Source organism: Rhizobium sp. AN5, assembly GCF_900215255.1.
GTDB classification, from domain to species: domain Bacteria; phylum Pseudomonadota; class Alphaproteobacteria; order Rhizobiales; family Rhizobiaceae; genus Agrobacterium; species Agrobacterium tumefaciens.
Genome location: NZ_OCMJ01000004.1, coordinates 210,330 through 226,167, shown reverse-complemented (window position 1 = coordinate 226,167; position 15,838 = coordinate 210,330). Strand labels below are relative to the sequence as shown.

The following is a 15,838-nucleotide window of genomic DNA, read 5'->3' as shown; positions in this document are numbered from 1 at the left end:
CGGGCATGACGGATGAAGGCTGGGCATGCCCGGTCTTTTCAGACAGAAAATGTAAATCGCGGCGCGGCCCCACACCCGGACAAGCCCTGCCGCCCGGAACCATTTGCCCGAGGTCCGAGCCGTGACTGTCTATCTGCCGATTGCAGAACTGTCGGTGAACATTTTCATCATTCTCGGCATGGGCGCGGCCGTCGGTTTTCTTTCCGGCATGTTCGGCGTGGGCGGCGGTTTTCTCATCACCCCCTTGTTGATTTTTTACAATATTCCGCCCGTGGTGGCCGTGGCAACGGGCGCAAACCAGGTGGTGGCCTCTTCCGTCTCCGGCTCGATCACGCATTTCCGGCGCGGAACGCTGGATGTGAAGCTTGGCAGCGTGCTGCTGGTCGGCGGTCTCGTGGGGGCTACGGTCGGCGTGTGGATATTCTCCTTCCTGCGCAGCATCGGCCAGCTCGATCTCATCGTTTCGCTGCTTTACGTCATCCTGCTCGGCACTGTCGGCACCTTGATGCTGAAGGAGAGCATTTCCGCCCTGCGCCGTGCTGCCCGTAATGAGACGGTGACGCTGCGCCGCCCCGGCCATCACAACTGGGTTCACCGCCTGCCGCTGAAAATGCGGTTCAAGAAGTCGAAGATCTATCTCAGCATCATTCCCGTTGTCACGCTGGGTTTCGGTATCGGCATCCTGACCTCGATCATGGGTGTCGGCGGCGGCTTCATCATGGTGCCGGCCATGATCTATCTTCTGCGTATTCCGACCAACGTCGTTGTCGGGACCTCGCTGTTCCAGATCATTTTCGTTACCGCCTATACGACCATCGTTCAGGCCGCGACGAACTATTCCGTCGATGTGGTGCTGGCATTCATCCTGATGGTCGCGGGCGTCATCGGCGCGCAATATGGCGTGCGCGTGGGGCAGAAACTGCGCGGCGAACAGCTGCGCGCGCTTTTGGCGCTTCTAGTGCTTGCAGTCGCCCTTCGCCTTGCCGTGGCACTGGTTGTTCGCCCCGAAGACCTGTTTTCGGTCGCCGTCGGAGGGTTAGGCTATTGACCCACCGTCTGCTGCTTTGCGCCTTTCTGCTTATCGGTTCCTGCCTTGCCTTTACCGCGTCGGCGCAGACACCGCCGCTTGCCCTGCCTCCCGGCACACAGCAGCGGTCCTTGCAGGAAAATATCGAAATCGGCGCATCGACGACGGAGATTCCGATCACCTCCGATTTTCGCGGCGCGGATTTCACGCTTTTCGGCGCTCTCAACAATACCGACCAGTTGCTGCTCGCTATCGGCCAATATGATATCGTCGTCACCCTTGAAGGCCCCAGCGACTACATGACGGTGCGCAAGAAGGAGCGCGTGGCCGGTATCTGGATCAATACCAGCGCCATCACCTTCACACCGCTGCCGGAATCCTATTCCATGGCCAGCACGCGCGATATCAGCGCCGTCGCTTCGCCTGGCACCTTGCGGGCAATGGGGCTGGGTGTCGAACATCTATCGCTCAAAAGTGCGGTGTTTTCCGGCGTACCCGACAATGTTTTCGATTTTCAGGAGGCCTATCGGCGCCTGCGGCTTTCAAGCGGCATCTATCGCAACGACACGACCGGCGTGCGGCTTGAACGCACCGGCCTGTTCTGGGCAACCCTGCGCCTGCCCGCCAACGTCCCGAACGGCGTGCATACCGCCCGTGCCTATCTCTTCAAGAGCGGCAATTTCATCGCCCAGCGCGAGCTGAAACTGCGCGTCGTCAAAACCGGCATGGAACAGGCAATCACCGATGCCGCGCATCAGACACCGCTTGCCTATGGCGCGCTGTGCGTTCTACTCGCCGTCGTCACGGGCTGGAGTGCCAGTATTATTTTCCGCAAGGACTGAGTGTTTTTCATTCCCGTAAAGGAGCGCGTCTTTCGTCTTCGGCGTAAAAGATAGCGTTCGCTTCCTTCAATGGTTTGCGGTAAAATTCAAGACGTTACAACCACGCACGCAGCTTATGGCGGCAAGTGCGGTTGTGACCGGGATGAAAAGGAGAAATGTCATGTTCAAGCACATTCTCATTCCCACCGATGGCTCGCCGCTGGCGCAGATCGCAATCGACCAAGGGTTCGCTCTCGCCAGAGAGGCAGGCGCAAAGGTGACCGTCGTGACGGTGTCCGAACCCTTTCACGTGATTGCCAGCGATGTCGAGGACATTGCCGCCATTGCCGAAGAGGAATTCCACCGTTGCGAGGAGGCGGAGCATTTTCTGAGAGATACGCAGGCGCACGCCGCATCGATGGGGCTGGATTGCGAAGCCCTGCTGGCGCGGGCGGGACGGCCGGATGAGGCGATTGTCGAAATCGCCAACAGGACCGGCTGCGACCTCATCGCCATGGCTTCACACCGGCGCAGAAGCTTCGTCGAGCTGCTTGTCGGCAGCGTTACGGCCAAGGTGCTGAAAAACTCGAAGATACCGGTTCTGGTCTATCGCCAATAGGCGGGCGGAACGATGCGCTCAGCCGAGCAGATTTGAAAACCGCACCGAATAGATGCGGTCCCGCCCCATCAGATGCGCGACGAGTGCAGCGTGGTCGAAGAGACCGCGCATGGCCTTATGCCGCAAATCCAGCCCGCCGCTCATCACCCCGAAGGCCGGCATCAACAGGCGCGAACCATCGGTGGCGAAACAGGGGCGCCGCACCGTCTTTTCGCGACGGCGAACAGTGGCGGAGGGATGCAGATGGCCTGCGATTTCACCCGCGGCATCTCCTACCTTCGGCTCGTGGCGGAAAACGAGATTGCCATAAAACATCTCATCCACCGAAGACCCCGGCAGATCGACCGTGCCATCCGGATCGTGATTGCCGTTGATCCATATCCAGTCACGGCCACGGGCCATCTCGCGGATCAGTTCGCGCAGCATAAGCGGCAGATGCTCGGACCCGACCCGATCGTGGAAATTGTCGCCGAGGCTGACGACGATCTTCGGATCGTAACGGCTGACAAGGGAAGACAGGATTTTGAGGGTAGCGATGGTGTCATAGGGCGGCAGCAGACGGCCGCGCCGGGCAAAGGCCGCACCCTTTTCCAGATGCAGGTCCGAGACAACCAGCAGCGACAGATCGGGCAGGTAAAGCCCACCCAGCGGGTCGCACGAGGCAGCGACGCCGTTGATGGCGGTTTCGCTGCCAAGGCATTCGAAGCCATTGGAAAACCTGTCGCTCAATGTCAGTCGGCTCAGCACTTTTGTGGTCGTTCCTTCATTCCGGTTTGATGCTTCAGGACATGGCTTCGGCGATAAGCTCGTCTGCGGCCTCGGCCAGCACCTGATCCATCGCCTCGCCCGCCACCGTCTCGCGGCCGATTTCCAGCATGACAGGAACGGCAAGCGGCGAGACGTGCTCCAGTGCACGATGGGTGGTGTGACCCTTGATTCGCTTCAGCATATCGCCAAGACGGCCAATGTCCAAAAGTCCCGCGGCCGCGTCGCGTCTGGTAGCCTCCAGCAGAATATGATCCGGCTCATGGCTGCGAAGAACGTCATAAATAAGATCGGCGGAGACCGTGACCTGACGGCCCGTCTTTTCCTTGCCGGGATGGCGGCGTTCGATGAGGCCGGAAATGACGGCGCAGTTGCGGAAGGTCCGCTTCAGCATGAAGGATTCGTCCAGCCACGCCTCCAGATCGTCGCCCAGCATGTCCTCGTCGAGAAGTTCCGCCAACGACAGGTGGCGGGATTTCAGCCGCCTGCCAATATCCTCCATGGCCCAGATGGCGAGCGAATAATCGGTGGCAACGAAGCCCATGGGCTTTGCGCCCGCCCGTTCCAGCCGCCGTGTCAGAAGCATGCCGAGGGTCTGGTGGGCCAGCCGCCCTTCAAAAGGATACATGACCATGAAGAAGCGTTTGCGGAATGGAAATGTCTCGACCAACAGCTCGTCGCGCTTGGGAATGATCGATTTTTCCTTCTGGATTGCCAGCCAGTCGCGCACCTGATCCGGCAGCGACTGCCAGCGGGCGGGATCTGACAGCATGGAGCGCACCTGGTCCGCAAGGTAGGTGGAAAGCGGAAACTTGCCGCCGGCATAGGAGGGTATCTTCGGGTCCATCGAAAAGGCCTGCGACACCAGGCATTCATTTTCCCGGATGCCTTCGAAACGCAGAACCTTGCCAGCAAACAGGAAGGTATCGCCCTGCACCAGCTGCTCGAGGAAATATTCCTCGACCTTGCCGAGCGACATGCCGCCGCGTCCGACCCAGCCCTTGGCATTGCGCTTGACCATGCGTACATTGAGTTCCGCAGCCTCGACGATCGTGCCGAGGTTGAGGCGATATTGCTGCGCGACCGCCGGATTGGAGACACGCCAGCGGCCGTCCTTCATCTGGCGGATGCGGGCGTAACGTTCATAGGTGCGCAGTGCGTATCCACCGGTAGCGGTGAAATCCACGACGCGGTCGAAGGTAGAACGCGGTAGATCGGCATAGGGTGAAGCGCTGGTCACTTCACGATAGAGATCATCCGCATCGAAAGGTTCGGCGCAGGCCATACCGAGCACATGCTGGGCAAGAACATCCAGTGCGCCTTCGGCAATGGGGGGCGTATCCTGCGCGCCGATATAGTTCGCATCGAGTGCGGCCCGGCACTCCATCACCTCGAAACGGTTGGCGGGAACAAGGATTGCCTTTGACGGCTCATCCATGCGGTGATTGGCGCGGCCGATGCGCTGGGCAAGGCGGCTCGCCCCCTTCGGTGCGCCGACATGCACGACGAGATCGACATCGCCCCAGTCTATGCCGAGATCGAGCGTGGAGGTGGCGACGACGGCGCGCAATTTGTTTTCAGCCATCGCGGCCTCCACCCGGCGGCGCTGTCCGGCATCCAGCGAACCGTGATGCAAGGCGATCGGAAGATTATCGTCGTTTACATTCCAGAGTTCCTGAAAAATCCGTTCCGCCTGCGAGCGGGTGTTAACGAAGATGAGCGTCGTCTGGTGCGCCTTCAGAGCGGGATACAAATCCTTCATGGCGTAGCGCGCGGAATGGCCGGACCACGGAATACGCTCCTCCGTCTGCAGAATGGCGATGTTTGGCTTGGCTCCGCCTTCCACTGTTATAAGACCTGCGGGCGGTTCTCCCTGCCCCTGAGGTGCCAGGTAAAGGCGCAAATCCATCGGCTCCGCTACCGTGGCGGAAAGGCCAATGAAGCGGACATGCGGCGCGTGCCTGCGCACCCGCGCGAGCGCGAGCGACAGCAGATGGCCACGCTTGGAGGTGACGAGCGAGTGCAGCTCATCCAGCACCACATATTTCAGGTCGCGGAAAAAGCGCTCGGCTTCCTTGTTGGCGAGCAGCAGCGACACCTGTTCCGGCGTTGTCAGAAGAATATCGGGCGGTTTGACCTTCTGGCGCTGGCGTTTTGCCTGCGGCGTATCGCCGGTGCGAGTTTCGATTGAGATCGGCAGGCCCATTTCCGTGACAGGCTTGGTGAGATTGCGTTCGATATCCACCGCAAGTGCCTTGAGCGGCGAGATGTAAAGCGTGTGCACGCCGACAAAGGCGGAGCCCGGCGGCACCTTGCCGCGTTCAGCAAGATCGGTGAGCGACGCCATGAAGCCGCCGAGCGTCTTGCCGGCACCCGTCGGTGCAATCAGCAGCATGTTTTCGCCGCCACGCGCCCGAGCCATCAGCTCCAATTGATGCGCGCGCGGGGACCACCCTTTTTCGGCAAACCATTTCTGGAATGAAAGGGGCAAGGTGCCGACATGCGTGCCGGAAATGGGAGACTCAGCGTGTTTCACGCCTTCAAGGTAGTGAGAAACCTTGAAAAAAGAAGAGCGGAACAGAGCCGCTTGACAGGAATGCATAATCATGGATAAATAATATCCACGATACTAAAGCAAACCAAACGTGAGCAAATCGGATGAAACTCGGCGACGGCGTTGAACAGGCCATTCACAGCGTAGGCATGTTAGCGGGACTTTCCGAAGGCGGCGTGCTTTCGGCGGCGGCGCTGGCAGAATTCCATGGCGTTTCAACGAGTTATCTCTTGAAGCACCTGCAATTGCTTTCCGGTGCCGGAATAGTTTCCACCGTACCGGGGCCGAAGGGCGGTTATCGTCTGGCCCGGACAACCGACAAGATTACCCTGCTTGATATCGTTCTGGCCGTGGAGGGACCACAGCCTGCCTTTCGCTGCGCGGAAATTCGCCAGCGCGGGCCGAACCCCTTGCCGGGACGTTATTTCACCAAGCCCTGCGGCATCAACGCCGCGATGCTGAAGGCGGAGAAAGCCTATCGGGCCGAACTCGCGAAAACCAGCATGGCCGACATTCTGGGCGACCTTGCCGCCACTGACGACGGCGGTATTGCGGCACGCGGCTGCGCCTTTCTGGAGCTGAACGAGCGCAGGACGGCGACGCGCTAGAACCTAAAAAGACCCAACCATCTGAACTACCGGAGAGCTTCGCAGCTTCCCGGAACGATGACACATGCCCCTCAAACTGAACCACCAATGGAGAGAGACCCATGAAAACCCGTTTGAACTATGCCAAAGCATCCCCCGAAGCCTTCAAAGCCGTGATGGCGCTCGAAACCTACGTCCAGAGCAGCGGCCTTGAGCGCCGCTTCGTTCACCTCATCAAGCTGCGCGCATCAATCATCAATGGCTGCGCGTTCTGCGTTGACATGCATGTGAAGGAAAGCCGTCACGACGGTCTTTCCGAACAGTGGATCAACCTGATGAGCGTTTGGCGGGAATCCCCCGTATATACCGAACAGGAACGGGCGTTGCTCGGCTGGGTGGATGCGGTGACGAAGATTGCCGAAACCGGCGCTCCGGATGACGCCTTCGAGGCCCTGAAGGCGCATTTCTCCGATGAGGACATCGTGAAGATCACCGTTGCCATCGGTGCCATCAACACCTGGAACCGCATCGCCGTCGGCTTCCGTTCGCAGCACCCGGTCGAAGCGGCAGCAAAAGCAGCCTGATCCGCTTTACCCGCACCGGACGACCGTTACATGGCGATGTAGCGGTCGTTTCGGTGGTTAACTGCAAGTGTCAAGTTCATGACCAGCGCGCCGAGGATGGAGCAGAGGATGACGAAGGGTGTCGCCACGAAGAATGAGCAGGCCAGCACCATGCCATCGAAGGCGAGCTGGACGAGACCGGCGCGCCAGCCGAAACGGTCCTGGAGATAAAGCGCCAATATGCCGAAGCCGCCGAGGCTGGTGCGATGGCGGAACAATGCCAGCATGCCTGCCGCGACCGTCAACCCGCCGAAAAGGGCGGCCGCGATGGGATTGATGCTTTCGAAAGCGAAGAAGCCCGGCATATATTCCGAAAGCAGCGCCGTCATGGCAATGGCGCAAAAGGTCTTGACCGTGAAGGCAAGGCCGAGACGGCGGAAGGCGAGATAATAAAACGGCAGATTGACGAGGAAGAACACCGCGCCGAAGCTGAAGCCGATCGAATAATGCACCAGAAAGGCAATACCCACCACACCCCCGGTGAGGAGGCCCGCAGCGGAAAGCAGCGTCACGCCGAGCGAGACCAGCATGCTGCCCGCGAGAACGCCCTGGGCATCTTCCAGCAGCGAATGGCGATCGGGCGCGGAAGCCCAGATATTCACGCGCTTGCGCGTAGTTGTATCGCCCATGCCTGTTCCCCTGATTTTCCGGCCTTGACCGAGCTATTGCGCCCAAGCGCGAGAGATTTCAAGCGTACTTTATTCAGCGCACAACAATGTATCTGTCCGAGCGGTGGTTGATGGCGAGAAACATGTTGAGGACGAAAGCGCCGACAATCGAATAGATAACGGTGGCCGGATCGATGACGAGGAAGGCGCAGAGCATCACAAAAGCATCAAAGGCAAGCTGGATCAGACCGGCGCGGATGCCGAAGCGATCCTGAATATAGATGGCCAGAATGCCGATGCCGCCGAGGCTGGCGCGATGGCGATAAAGCGCCAGCAACCCGTAACCGAGGAGCAGGCCACCGAGCAGCGCCGCCCAGAGCGGGTTGATGCTGTCAATGACCATCCAGCGCGCTTCCACTTCCGTCAGCACCGAAACAAGACCGATGGCAATGAAGGTCTTGATGGAAAAGGCAAGGCCGAGGCGGCGGAACGAGAGGTAATAGAAGGGCAGATTGACGAGGAAGAACAGGAGGCCGAAGCTGATGCCGAAGGCATAGTGAATGAGGAAGGCGACGCCGGCGGTGCCACCGGTCAAAAGGCCGACCTTGTTCAGCAGATAAAAACCGAGCGCCGATACGATAGCTCCGGTGACGATGCCCTGCACGTCTTCCACCGGCGCATGTTTGGCAGGATCCGAACTCCACATGCTGTAAACGCTTCTCGTTCTGCTCACGCTTTTTCCCTCAGGTTTCCGCGCATTTTGCACTGCAACAAACACGCGATCAAGATGGATACGTAAGGACGACTGACCTATCGTGAAAAAGGCAAGAAACGAAATGTTCAGGCTTTGGAACGGGCAAGAAAAAGAATGCCGGAAAGGGGTTTTCCGGCATCCTTGCGAATGGTGGTTTTGCGGATTTCGATAAGAGAAAAGCCCGCCCGCTCCAGAAGGCCGATCACATAAGCTTTCGAATGTGCGTAACGCAGCGATTCCCGCAGCACGAAACCATCTTCATCCCCCGCGTCCTCCACAGAAAAGGCGAAGAAGCCGGAGGGTGCAAGCAGGGCCGAAACGAGGGGCATGACGGTTTCCAGACTGCCGAGATACATCATCACATCGGCAGCAGCGACCAGGCCAGCGCGGTGGTGCGGCATTGCCGGCGCGAACAGTCCCGAGGCGTCAGCTTCCAGCGATAGATCGGCCTGGCCGAGATGGTCGTAAAGTCCCTTTTCCTCCGCCTTGGCGAGCATGTTCTGGGAAATATCGAAACCTTCCAGCCGCCTTGCCAGGGAGCGGATTTCAACACCGAGAAGCCCGGTGCCGCAGCCGATATCGACAATGGTGTCGAAGACGCCGCCTCCCGCCGCCTTGCCGATCAGCTCCGCCAGCTTTTGCGGTACGCTGTAATCCAGTTTCTCGACGAGCGACGTTTCGAAACGGTCGGCATAATCGTCGAACAGCCCTTCCACATAACGGCTCGGCGGCTGCTCCGGTGTGTCCGCGGCGCCGAGAACCGCGAGTTTCAGTTCGGCTGCAAACAGCCCTTCCGTATCCAGTTCGGCGACTTTTTCGTAAGCCGCCACGGCGTTGTCCGTTTCCCCCGCCTTTTCATGATATTCCCCGAAGCGAAACCAGCCCGCCGTCCACCGTGGCGCAAGTTCAAGCGCCTGTTCCATGAGTTCGGCGGCGGCGGGATAGTCACCGCTCTCCGCCAACATGCGGGCATAGTCCGCCCGGCGGTCGGCAATGACGTCACCGGAAGAAAACTGGTTTGGGGCCATTCAAGATTTCCTGAGAAGATGTCGGCTGTCATTTATCAAGCCATAAAAAAACTCAAGTCCTATTTCATGGCGCACTCATGGAATTGCGAATATGACGCGATATAGTGCGCCGAAACTTGCATCGAAGCAGCGTGCTTCATATGTCAGGACAAAACAGGAGACTTGCTGATGGCCGGTGAGGTCAACAAAATGCTGGGTGATACGGTGGCCCGCACCGTGGTGAAGCTGCTGGTGGTTTCATTGCTCGTCGGCTTTCTGATGGCGATCTTCGGATTGACGCCATGGAATATCATCTATGGCGCGCGCGACTTCGTGGTCGATCTGTGGCGCAGCGGTTTCCACGCGCTTGGCGCAATCGGCGACTATCTGATCCTTGGCGCGACGATCGTCATACCCATTTTCATCATCCTGCGCCTCCTGAGCTATCGCCGCTGACATGACCGACACATCTTTCCAGACGCTTACGCGGCGCGGCTTCGTGCTTATTTCCGCCGGTTCCGTTCTTTCCGCCTGTGTTTCCGTGCCCACAAACAAGGGCATGCCGTCAGGCACCCGCGATGAGACCGCGGCAGCGCTTCCAATGGTCAACGAGTTGCGCCGCTCGAAGGGGCTTTCGCCGCTCTCCTTCAGTAGTGCGGCAAGTGGTGCGGCCGCTTATCAGGCCGGACGCATGGTCAAGGCGCAGAAGATGGCGCATCTGATCGGCCTGACCGACAGTTTCCTCATCCGCATGAAGGACGGCAATGTGCCGCTACCGGCAGCGGAAAACGTGGCGGCCGGGCAGGACAGCGTGGAGCGTGTCGTCAAGGCCTGGATCGGCTCGAAACATCATCTGGAAAACATGCTCGGACCATATAATGGCCTTGGCGTCGCGGTTGCCTATGATGCGGCAAGCCGCAACCGGCCCTATTGGGCGATGGTGCTGTGCGCTTGAGATAACGGGGGGCGAAAACCCCCTCCACCACGATAAGCACTCATCTTAACCGACGCAGCGTCTCGACCGTTCAGGTCACCCTCAGCCAAGCTTGCGGTCGGCCCAGCGGTCGACCGTGCTGTCGCGCAGATCACGAATGGACTGCACACCTTCGCGAGAGACCAGCTTCGATAGGCCCTTGACGATGGACGACGGCAGGCCGGGGCCTTCATAGACCATGCAGGAATAGAGCTGAACCAGATCGGCCCCTGCCCTTACCTTTTCCAGTGCCGTTTCCGGCGAAGAAACGCCACCCACGCCGATGATGGGCAGATTGCTGCCGACGCGCCGGCGCATCTTGGCGAGAACAGTGGTCGAAAGCTCGAATAACGGCTTGCCGGACAATCCACCCGCCTCACCTTTATGCGGACCGGGCCGCAGGCCTTCACGCGAGAGCGTGGTGTTGGAGACGATCAGGCCATCGAGATCATGGGCCAGCGCCTCTTCCGCCACGTCATCCAGCCCTTCCTCGGTCAGATCGGGCGCGATCTTCAGGAAGATCGGAATGCGTTTGCCAAAGCGTTCGGCTTCTGCCCTGCGGCGCTCCAGCACGGCGCCAAGAAGTGCCGCGAGGCTTTCGCGCGCCTGTAAGTCACGCAGACCCGGCGTATTGGGCGAAGAGATGTTGACGGTGAAATAGGATGCGACCGAATAAAAGGCCTCGATGCCCTGCACATAATCGGCGACGCGGTCTTCGCTGTCCTTGTTGGCACCGATATTGACGCCAACGATGCCGCGTAGCTGCGCCTGCTTCAGGCGCTCCAGCGCTGCGGCATGGCCTTCATTGTTGAAACCGAGGCGGTTGATGACGCCTTCATCCTCAACCAGACGGAAGATGCGCGGTTTGGGATTGCCGGATTGCCCACGCGGCGTGACGGTGCCGATTTCAGTAAAGCCGAAACCGAGCCTCAGAAGCGGTCCCGGGACTTCCGCATTCTTGTCGTAACCCGCCGCCATGCCGAGCGGATTGGGGAAAACGAGGCCTGCAACGGTCTGCTGCAGACGCGGATCGTGCGGCACCATGCAGGTGGGCAGAAAGCCGCTTTTCAGCGCCGCCACAGACAGGCCATGTGCCTTTTCCGGATCGACAAGAAACAGGCCCTTGCGGCCGATTGAGGAAAATAATCCGCTCATCATAAAATCTCCGGAAACTGGTGCTGGCCATCATGGCCGAGTGAAAGCGGCGTTTCCCAAAGCACGGCGGTCAAGGGAAGAGACGCATAGAGATGGGGGAAAAGATCGCCGCCTCTCGAGGGTTCATAAACCAGCTTGTCGCCAAGTGCTGCACCATCAACAGCGATCAGAAGCAGGTCGGTCTGGCCGGAAAAATGCCGGGCGGCAGTCTCGGCCGCCTGCTTTGCCGTTGAAAAATGAATGAACCCGTCCGTCAGATCGATGGCAGCGCCTTCGAAGACGCCTTGTGCCCTGGCTGCATTCCACAACGTCTCCGGCACGATTTTATAAATGATCGCGGGCGTTTCCTGCATGGGGCTCTCCGAAGGCTTTCCAAGGCTTTTCAGTCTGGGCGGTTTGCCGCAAAGCGGGTCGATTGTCCACAGTTTCCACGGCATTTTTATTGCCGTGACGGCTGTTCCCAAGCTTTTTCTTGTAATACGCAACCGATTAGAGCAACCTTTCAGCAGAGGAGCCGGAAGCAGTCTAGACTGCCGGCAAACGGGAGTGCACCATACCTTTCAAAGAACCGCATAACGCCCTTGGGAGGGGGCCAGAATGTCGGAACTTGTCATTATCATCGCAGACGACCACCCGCTTTTTCGCGGTGCTCTCAAACAGGCCGTATCCGGTCTCGACGGGCAGCAGACAATCATGGAAGCCGGGGATTTCGAGGCTGCCAGAAGTGCCGCGACGGCATGCAACGACGCCGATCTGATGCTTCTGGACCTCGCCATGCCGGGTGTCAGCGGATTTTCAGGCCTGATGGCGCTGCGGGCGGAATTTTCCAGCCTGCCCATCGTCATCGTTTCGGCAACGGACGACGCAACCACTGTTCGCCGGTCCATCGAACTCGGCGCTTCCGGTTTCATTTCCAAATCCTCGGGCATCGACGATATCAGGGATGGCATTCGCGCGGTTCTTGAAGGCGACGTCTGGATACCGGCAAGCTGTCAGGGCGAAAAGGAGCATGATCCTGATGTGGCTGATCTCATCGGCCGGCTCCGAACGCTGACGCCGCAACAGAGCCGGGTTCTGGGCATGCTGGCCGAAGGCCTGCTGAACAAGCAGATCGCCTATGCGCTGAATGTTTCGGAAGCCACCATCAAGGCGCATGTCTCCGCGATCCTGCTGAAGCTCAAGGTCGATAGCCGCACGCAGGCGGTGATCCAGCTCGCCAAGATAAACACATCGGCCATGGTGGCGTAATCAAGGATTTTATTCCTTTCTTTTCTTTACTCCTGACGGGATATGGTCTAGATTCCGTGGAGTAAACGACAGGAGCTTTTCCGCCACGGGCTCCACCTGCGGGCTTTCATCATGCTTTCACACGAGACGATCTGGAGCGCCATCGATACGCTTGCCAAGCGTCACCAGCTGACGCCTTCGGCCTTGGCGAAGCGTGCCGGTCTCGATCCCACCTCGTTCAACAAATCGAAGCGTTTCGGCCCGGATGGCCGCAAACGCTGGCCTTCGACGGAATCGGTATCCAAGGTGCTGGAGGCGACGGGGGCAAGCGTCGACCAGTTTTTTGGTTATGCTTTCGGCAGGACGCAGACAATGCAGCCTTCAGGTGCGGACAATGCCATCCCCCTGCTCGGTTTTGCGCAGGCGGGCTCCGGCGGCTTTTTCGACGATGGCGGTTTTCCGGCCGGTCAAGGCTGGGATGTGGTGGAGTTCCCCTCTTCTCCCGAACGCAAGCAGGGCGTCTACGCGCTGGAAGTACAGGGCGAAAGCATGATGCCGCTTTACCGCGACGGCGATATCCTGATCGTGGAGCCGGGCGCGCAGGTGCGGCGCGGCGACCGCGTGGTACTGAAAAGCCGAGACGGCGAAGTGATGGCCAAGGTGCTGGCGCGGCAAAGCCCCAAGAATATCGAGCTTCTTTCGCTCAATCCCGAACATCCGAACCGCAGCTTCGACATGGCCGATGTGGAATGGATCGCCCGCATCATCTGGGCCAGCCAATAGACACCCGCCATTGCGAAGACAGGCGTCCTACTTGCCCGGGCACAACTCAGAGAGCAGGCGCCGATACTATCACTTTACAGACCGAGTGACGTCGCAGCGGCATCAACCGTCATGATCTTCGCGCCGCCGGACGCTGCCCTGCGCACAAGGCTCTGAAGTTTGTCTTCCGGGCAACCGTAAAAGCTCGGTGTCTGCGAAACATCATGGGTGAAAATGATGAGCCAGCCGCCATTTTGCAAAACGTCCTCGAGCCAGCGATCGGCGGCATCGAGATAGTTTTGATCCGCGCGCAACTCCACCCCGGCAAGATTGTACGGATCGATGCTGCCCCGGTTGATGCCAGGCATGATGCCGCGAGCGGTCTTGAACCTTCGTCGCAACAGGGGTTGCATGACGGGCGAGGCCATGCCGAAAGGAACGGAGAAATTCCGCCTGCCACGATTTTCGGCGAACGATCCCAGTACGGTTTCGTTGCGATCAATATCCTCTTCAAGCCCGCGCCGCGAAAAGCTCGAGAGTTTACGATGGGAAAAAGTATGGCAGGCAAGCTCGTGGCCGGCCGCTGCAAGTTCCGAACAGCCGTCGGTTGAAATCATGTCCTGCTGTTCATAGTGCTTGTCGATAAAAGTACCTGCGAGATAAAATGTCCCGCGAACACCCTCGCTTTCCAGAATGCGCGCGCCCTTCGTCCAGGCGGTCGCCGGCACATCATCGAATGTGAAGGAGACGATTGATTCGGACGTTTTGATCAGCGCCGCCGGTCCTGGAAAGTACTGCACCAGCCGGTTATTGATCCTGTCTGCAAATGTCCCGATTTTTTGTGTCATGCATAAGCCCCCCGGCCTGTCTGCAAATTACTGCCCCTGCTCAAGTATGTCGTACGCCTGATGCCTCAAACAATAGATTGCAATCAGTAGAGAAGACCAGATAGGCCCGGTTCCGGTAAAGAAATTACTCTCAAGACACGAAGAAAGCAGTGCATACACCCAAATTCGTGCAAAAAGCCGCGTTAATGCCGGATCGGTACCCTTGTTCACAGCTATACGAAAATCGTTTGCGGGTATAATGACGAGCCATATGACGATGAGAATAAAGGCCGGCAGGCCGCCATTCAGCAGGCTTTCGACAAAGCCGTTATGGGCATGGAAGGCGGTGACCGCCCAGGTGCCGGCAGTATCGGCCTGCGCCAGAAGCCGGTCACTCGTCCAGAATGCCTGAAAACCCTGCCCGAAGATCGGCGATTGCGCAAACGTGTCGAAGGACAGGCGCCATATATCCGTTCGGCCGGTGAAGGTGGAATCGATCCCCAGACTATCGACCACATGCCGTATGCTCGGAAAATAGGTGGAGCCGACCGCGAGGATGTTGAGGAAAGCCAGAAGACCTCCGATCATCAGCAGTGTCCGACCGGCATGTCTTTCCATGACCCAGACCAGCGCGACAGTGACGGGCAACAGCATCGCTGCGGTTTTCCCGTTGGTTTTCCAGAGGAAGAACCCTGCCAGGAGCGTGATGACAATGCCGCCAACCGTCGACCAGCTATTGCGCAGGTAAAGCCCGATCATGACGAGAATGATCATGGCCGGAGCGGCGGCATTCTTGTGATTGAAGATACCGCGCCAATCGCCGGCGAGCGCCGTTTCATCGAGATCGTAGGGCTGGTGGATCGAGCGCGAGCGCAGGAAGATCACCCCGAAGTAGCAGAGCGCCAGCAGGATGACGGCGAAAATGGCCATCATCCGGTCGAACTGCCGCCTGTCGCGCGGCATGACGACGAGGACGCTGGTGATGAAGCACAGAAGGCCCGTAAAGAGCAAACGTTGCAGCGAAGTGCCGGGCTGGGAGCCAAGCACCGAACAAATAACCAGCCAGGAAAACAACATCAGAATGGGCAGACGCGGCCGCAACAAAAGCCCCGTCAGCCGATGACGCAGGGCAAAAACACCCAGCATCAGCGCAATCACCAGCCCGGTCAGCTGGTTTGCGGCGGCGTGCGGCACGGGTGCAGCCGCAAGATTTTCGAAAGGCGCAACGGAAATCCAGATATAAAGCATCGTGACGACGAAAAAAATCGCGTCGCGACGGCCGCCCGTAAGCGACATGCTGTTGCTTTGTACAGGAATGGACTGCGTATCAGTAAAAGGCGGCATCGTCGGCCACATCGAAAAAGGATAATCGGATCATTGGCCTGCCTTGTGACGAACAACGAAACCCTCTTTGAAACCGGGCCATGTCCAAATAACCATAACAGTCATTATCATCATTATTATACAATTGCTTTAACCCTCTCTTACCTCAAGAAGGCTAAGACTGGGCAACTGCCATTCATAGAGGT

The 15,838-nt window shown here is 58.7% G+C and carries 18 protein-coding genes; 9 read left to right on the top strand and 9 right to left on the bottom strand.

Annotated elements, in window-relative coordinates; genetic code table 11:
- Nucleotides 1-121: 121 nt before the first annotated feature.
- From CRP02_RS13360 to CRP02_RS13350, 3 genes are all read left to right on the top strand, one after another.
- On the top strand, nucleotides 122-1,048 hold the full coding sequence (locus CRP02_RS13360) for a sulfite exporter TauE/SafE family protein (RefSeq protein WP_003514964.1): 927 nt from the start codon (nucleotides 122-124) through the stop codon (nucleotides 1,046-1,048).
- Nucleotides 1,045-1,869, top strand: a complete 825-nt coding sequence (locus CRP02_RS13355) for a TIGR02186 family protein (protein WP_013635439.1) — start codon at nucleotides 1,045-1,047, stop codon at nucleotides 1,867-1,869. Before CRP02_RS13360 ends, CRP02_RS13355 begins: the two co-directional genes overlap by 4 nt.
- Nucleotides 1,870-2,029: 160 nt before the next feature.
- The gene (locus CRP02_RS13350) at nucleotides 2,030-2,467 is read left to right on the top strand and encodes a universal stress protein (protein WP_097101465.1); all 438 of its coding nucleotides are present in this window, start codon (nucleotides 2,030-2,032) and stop codon (nucleotides 2,465-2,467) included.
- 18 nt (nucleotides 2,468-2,485) lie between these two features.
- On the opposite strand, the gene pdeM is transcribed toward CRP02_RS13350, so the two are convergent.
- Together pdeM and CRP02_RS13340 are read right to left on the bottom strand one after the other, a co-directional pair.
- Nucleotides 2,486-3,214, bottom strand: coding sequence for a ligase-associated DNA damage response endonuclease PdeM (gene pdeM / locus CRP02_RS13345; protein WP_097171451.1), 729 nt, complete (start codon nucleotides 3,212-3,214; stop codon nucleotides 2,486-2,488).
- Nucleotides 3,215-3,248: 34 nt separating this feature from the next.
- The gene (locus CRP02_RS13340; RefSeq protein WP_323455364.1) at nucleotides 3,249-5,840 is read right to left on the bottom strand and encodes a ligase-associated DNA damage response DEXH box helicase; all 2,592 of its coding nucleotides are present in this window, start codon (nucleotides 5,838-5,840) and stop codon (nucleotides 3,249-3,251) included.
- Nucleotides 5,841-5,890: 50 nt separating this feature from the next.
- Between CRP02_RS13340 and CRP02_RS13335 the strand changes: the two genes are divergently transcribed.
- A complete protein-coding gene (locus CRP02_RS13335) occupies nucleotides 5,891-6,394 on the top strand; it encodes an RrF2 family transcriptional regulator (RefSeq protein ID WP_097101461.1) in 504 nt (167 codons plus the stop codon).
- Between the two features lie 101 nt (nucleotides 6,395-6,495).
- The gene (locus CRP02_RS13330) at nucleotides 6,496-6,957 is read left to right on the top strand and encodes a carboxymuconolactone decarboxylase family protein (RefSeq protein WP_065658364.1); all 462 of its coding nucleotides are present in this window, start codon (nucleotides 6,496-6,498) and stop codon (nucleotides 6,955-6,957) included.
- Nucleotides 6,958-6,983: 26 nt separating this feature from the next.
- On the opposite strand, the gene CRP02_RS13325 is transcribed toward CRP02_RS13330, so the two are convergent.
- The 3 genes from CRP02_RS13325 to CRP02_RS13315 form a co-directional block, all read right to left on the bottom strand.
- Nucleotides 6,984-7,625 (bottom strand): YitT family protein, encoded by a 642-nt coding sequence (locus CRP02_RS13325; RefSeq protein WP_097171450.1) that lies wholly within the window; start codon nucleotides 7,623-7,625, stop codon nucleotides 6,984-6,986.
- A gap of 73 nt (nucleotides 7,626-7,698) precedes the next feature.
- On the bottom strand, nucleotides 7,699-8,310 hold the full coding sequence (locus CRP02_RS13320) for a YitT family protein (protein ID WP_025592410.1): 612 nt from the start codon (nucleotides 8,308-8,310) through the stop codon (nucleotides 7,699-7,701).
- Nucleotides 8,311-8,444: 134 nt separating this feature from the next.
- Entirely contained in the window at nucleotides 8,445-9,386 is a 942-nt protein-coding gene (locus CRP02_RS13315) for a class I SAM-dependent DNA methyltransferase (RefSeq protein ID WP_179784014.1), read from the bottom strand.
- Nucleotides 9,387-9,554: 168 nt separating this feature from the next.
- Between CRP02_RS13315 and CRP02_RS13310 the strand changes: the two genes are divergently transcribed.
- Together CRP02_RS13310 and CRP02_RS13305 are read left to right on the top strand one after the other, a co-directional pair.
- Entirely contained in the window at nucleotides 9,555-9,821 is a 267-nt protein-coding gene (locus CRP02_RS13310; RefSeq protein ID WP_003514949.1) for a DUF6460 domain-containing protein, read from the top strand.
- A 1-nt stretch (nucleotide 9,822) separates the two neighbouring features.
- Complete coding sequence (locus tag CRP02_RS13305; protein WP_013635432.1) at nucleotides 9,823-10,320, top strand: CAP domain-containing protein; 498 nt, start codon at nucleotides 9,823-9,825, stop codon at nucleotides 10,318-10,320.
- An 81-nt stretch (nucleotides 10,321-10,401) separates the two neighbouring features.
- On the opposite strand, the gene CRP02_RS13300 is transcribed toward CRP02_RS13305, so the two are convergent.
- Complete coding sequence (locus CRP02_RS13300; protein WP_097171449.1) at nucleotides 10,402-11,493, bottom strand: quinone-dependent dihydroorotate dehydrogenase; 1,092 nt, start codon at nucleotides 11,491-11,493, stop codon at nucleotides 10,402-10,404.
- The gene (locus CRP02_RS13295; protein ID WP_097171448.1) at nucleotides 11,493-11,846 is read right to left on the bottom strand and encodes a DUF952 domain-containing protein; all 354 of its coding nucleotides are present in this window, start codon (nucleotides 11,844-11,846) and stop codon (nucleotides 11,493-11,495) included. Before CRP02_RS13295 ends, CRP02_RS13300 begins: the two co-directional genes overlap by 1 nt.
- A gap of 244 nt (nucleotides 11,847-12,090) precedes the next feature.
- Between CRP02_RS13295 and CRP02_RS13290 the strand changes: the two genes are divergently transcribed.
- Together CRP02_RS13290 and CRP02_RS13285 are read left to right on the top strand one after the other, a co-directional pair.
- Entirely contained in the window at nucleotides 12,091-12,741 is a 651-nt protein-coding gene (locus CRP02_RS13290) for a response regulator (protein ID WP_097101453.1), read from the top strand.
- 111 nt (nucleotides 12,742-12,852) lie between these two features.
- Nucleotides 12,853-13,503 carry a helix-turn-helix transcriptional regulator gene (locus CRP02_RS13285; protein ID WP_003514944.1) on the top strand — a complete coding sequence of 217 codons (651 nt, stop codon included), beginning with the start codon at nucleotides 12,853-12,855 and terminating at the stop codon, nucleotides 13,501-13,503.
- A 74-nt stretch (nucleotides 13,504-13,577) separates the two neighbouring features.
- Here CRP02_RS13285 and CRP02_RS13280 read toward each other — a convergent pair whose 3' ends face one another.
- Together CRP02_RS13280 and uppY are read right to left on the bottom strand one after the other, a co-directional pair.
- A complete protein-coding gene (locus CRP02_RS13280) occupies nucleotides 13,578-14,330 on the bottom strand; it encodes a polysaccharide deacetylase family protein (RefSeq protein ID WP_097171447.1) in 753 nt (250 codons plus the stop codon).
- A gap of 27 nt (nucleotides 14,331-14,357) precedes the next feature.
- The gene (uppY, locus tag CRP02_RS13275; protein ID WP_097172766.1) at nucleotides 14,358-15,653 is read right to left on the bottom strand and encodes a Wzy-type polysaccharide biosynthesis protein UppY; all 1,296 of its coding nucleotides are present in this window, start codon (nucleotides 15,651-15,653) and stop codon (nucleotides 14,358-14,360) included.
- Between the last annotated feature and the right edge of the window lie 185 nt (nucleotides 15,654-15,838).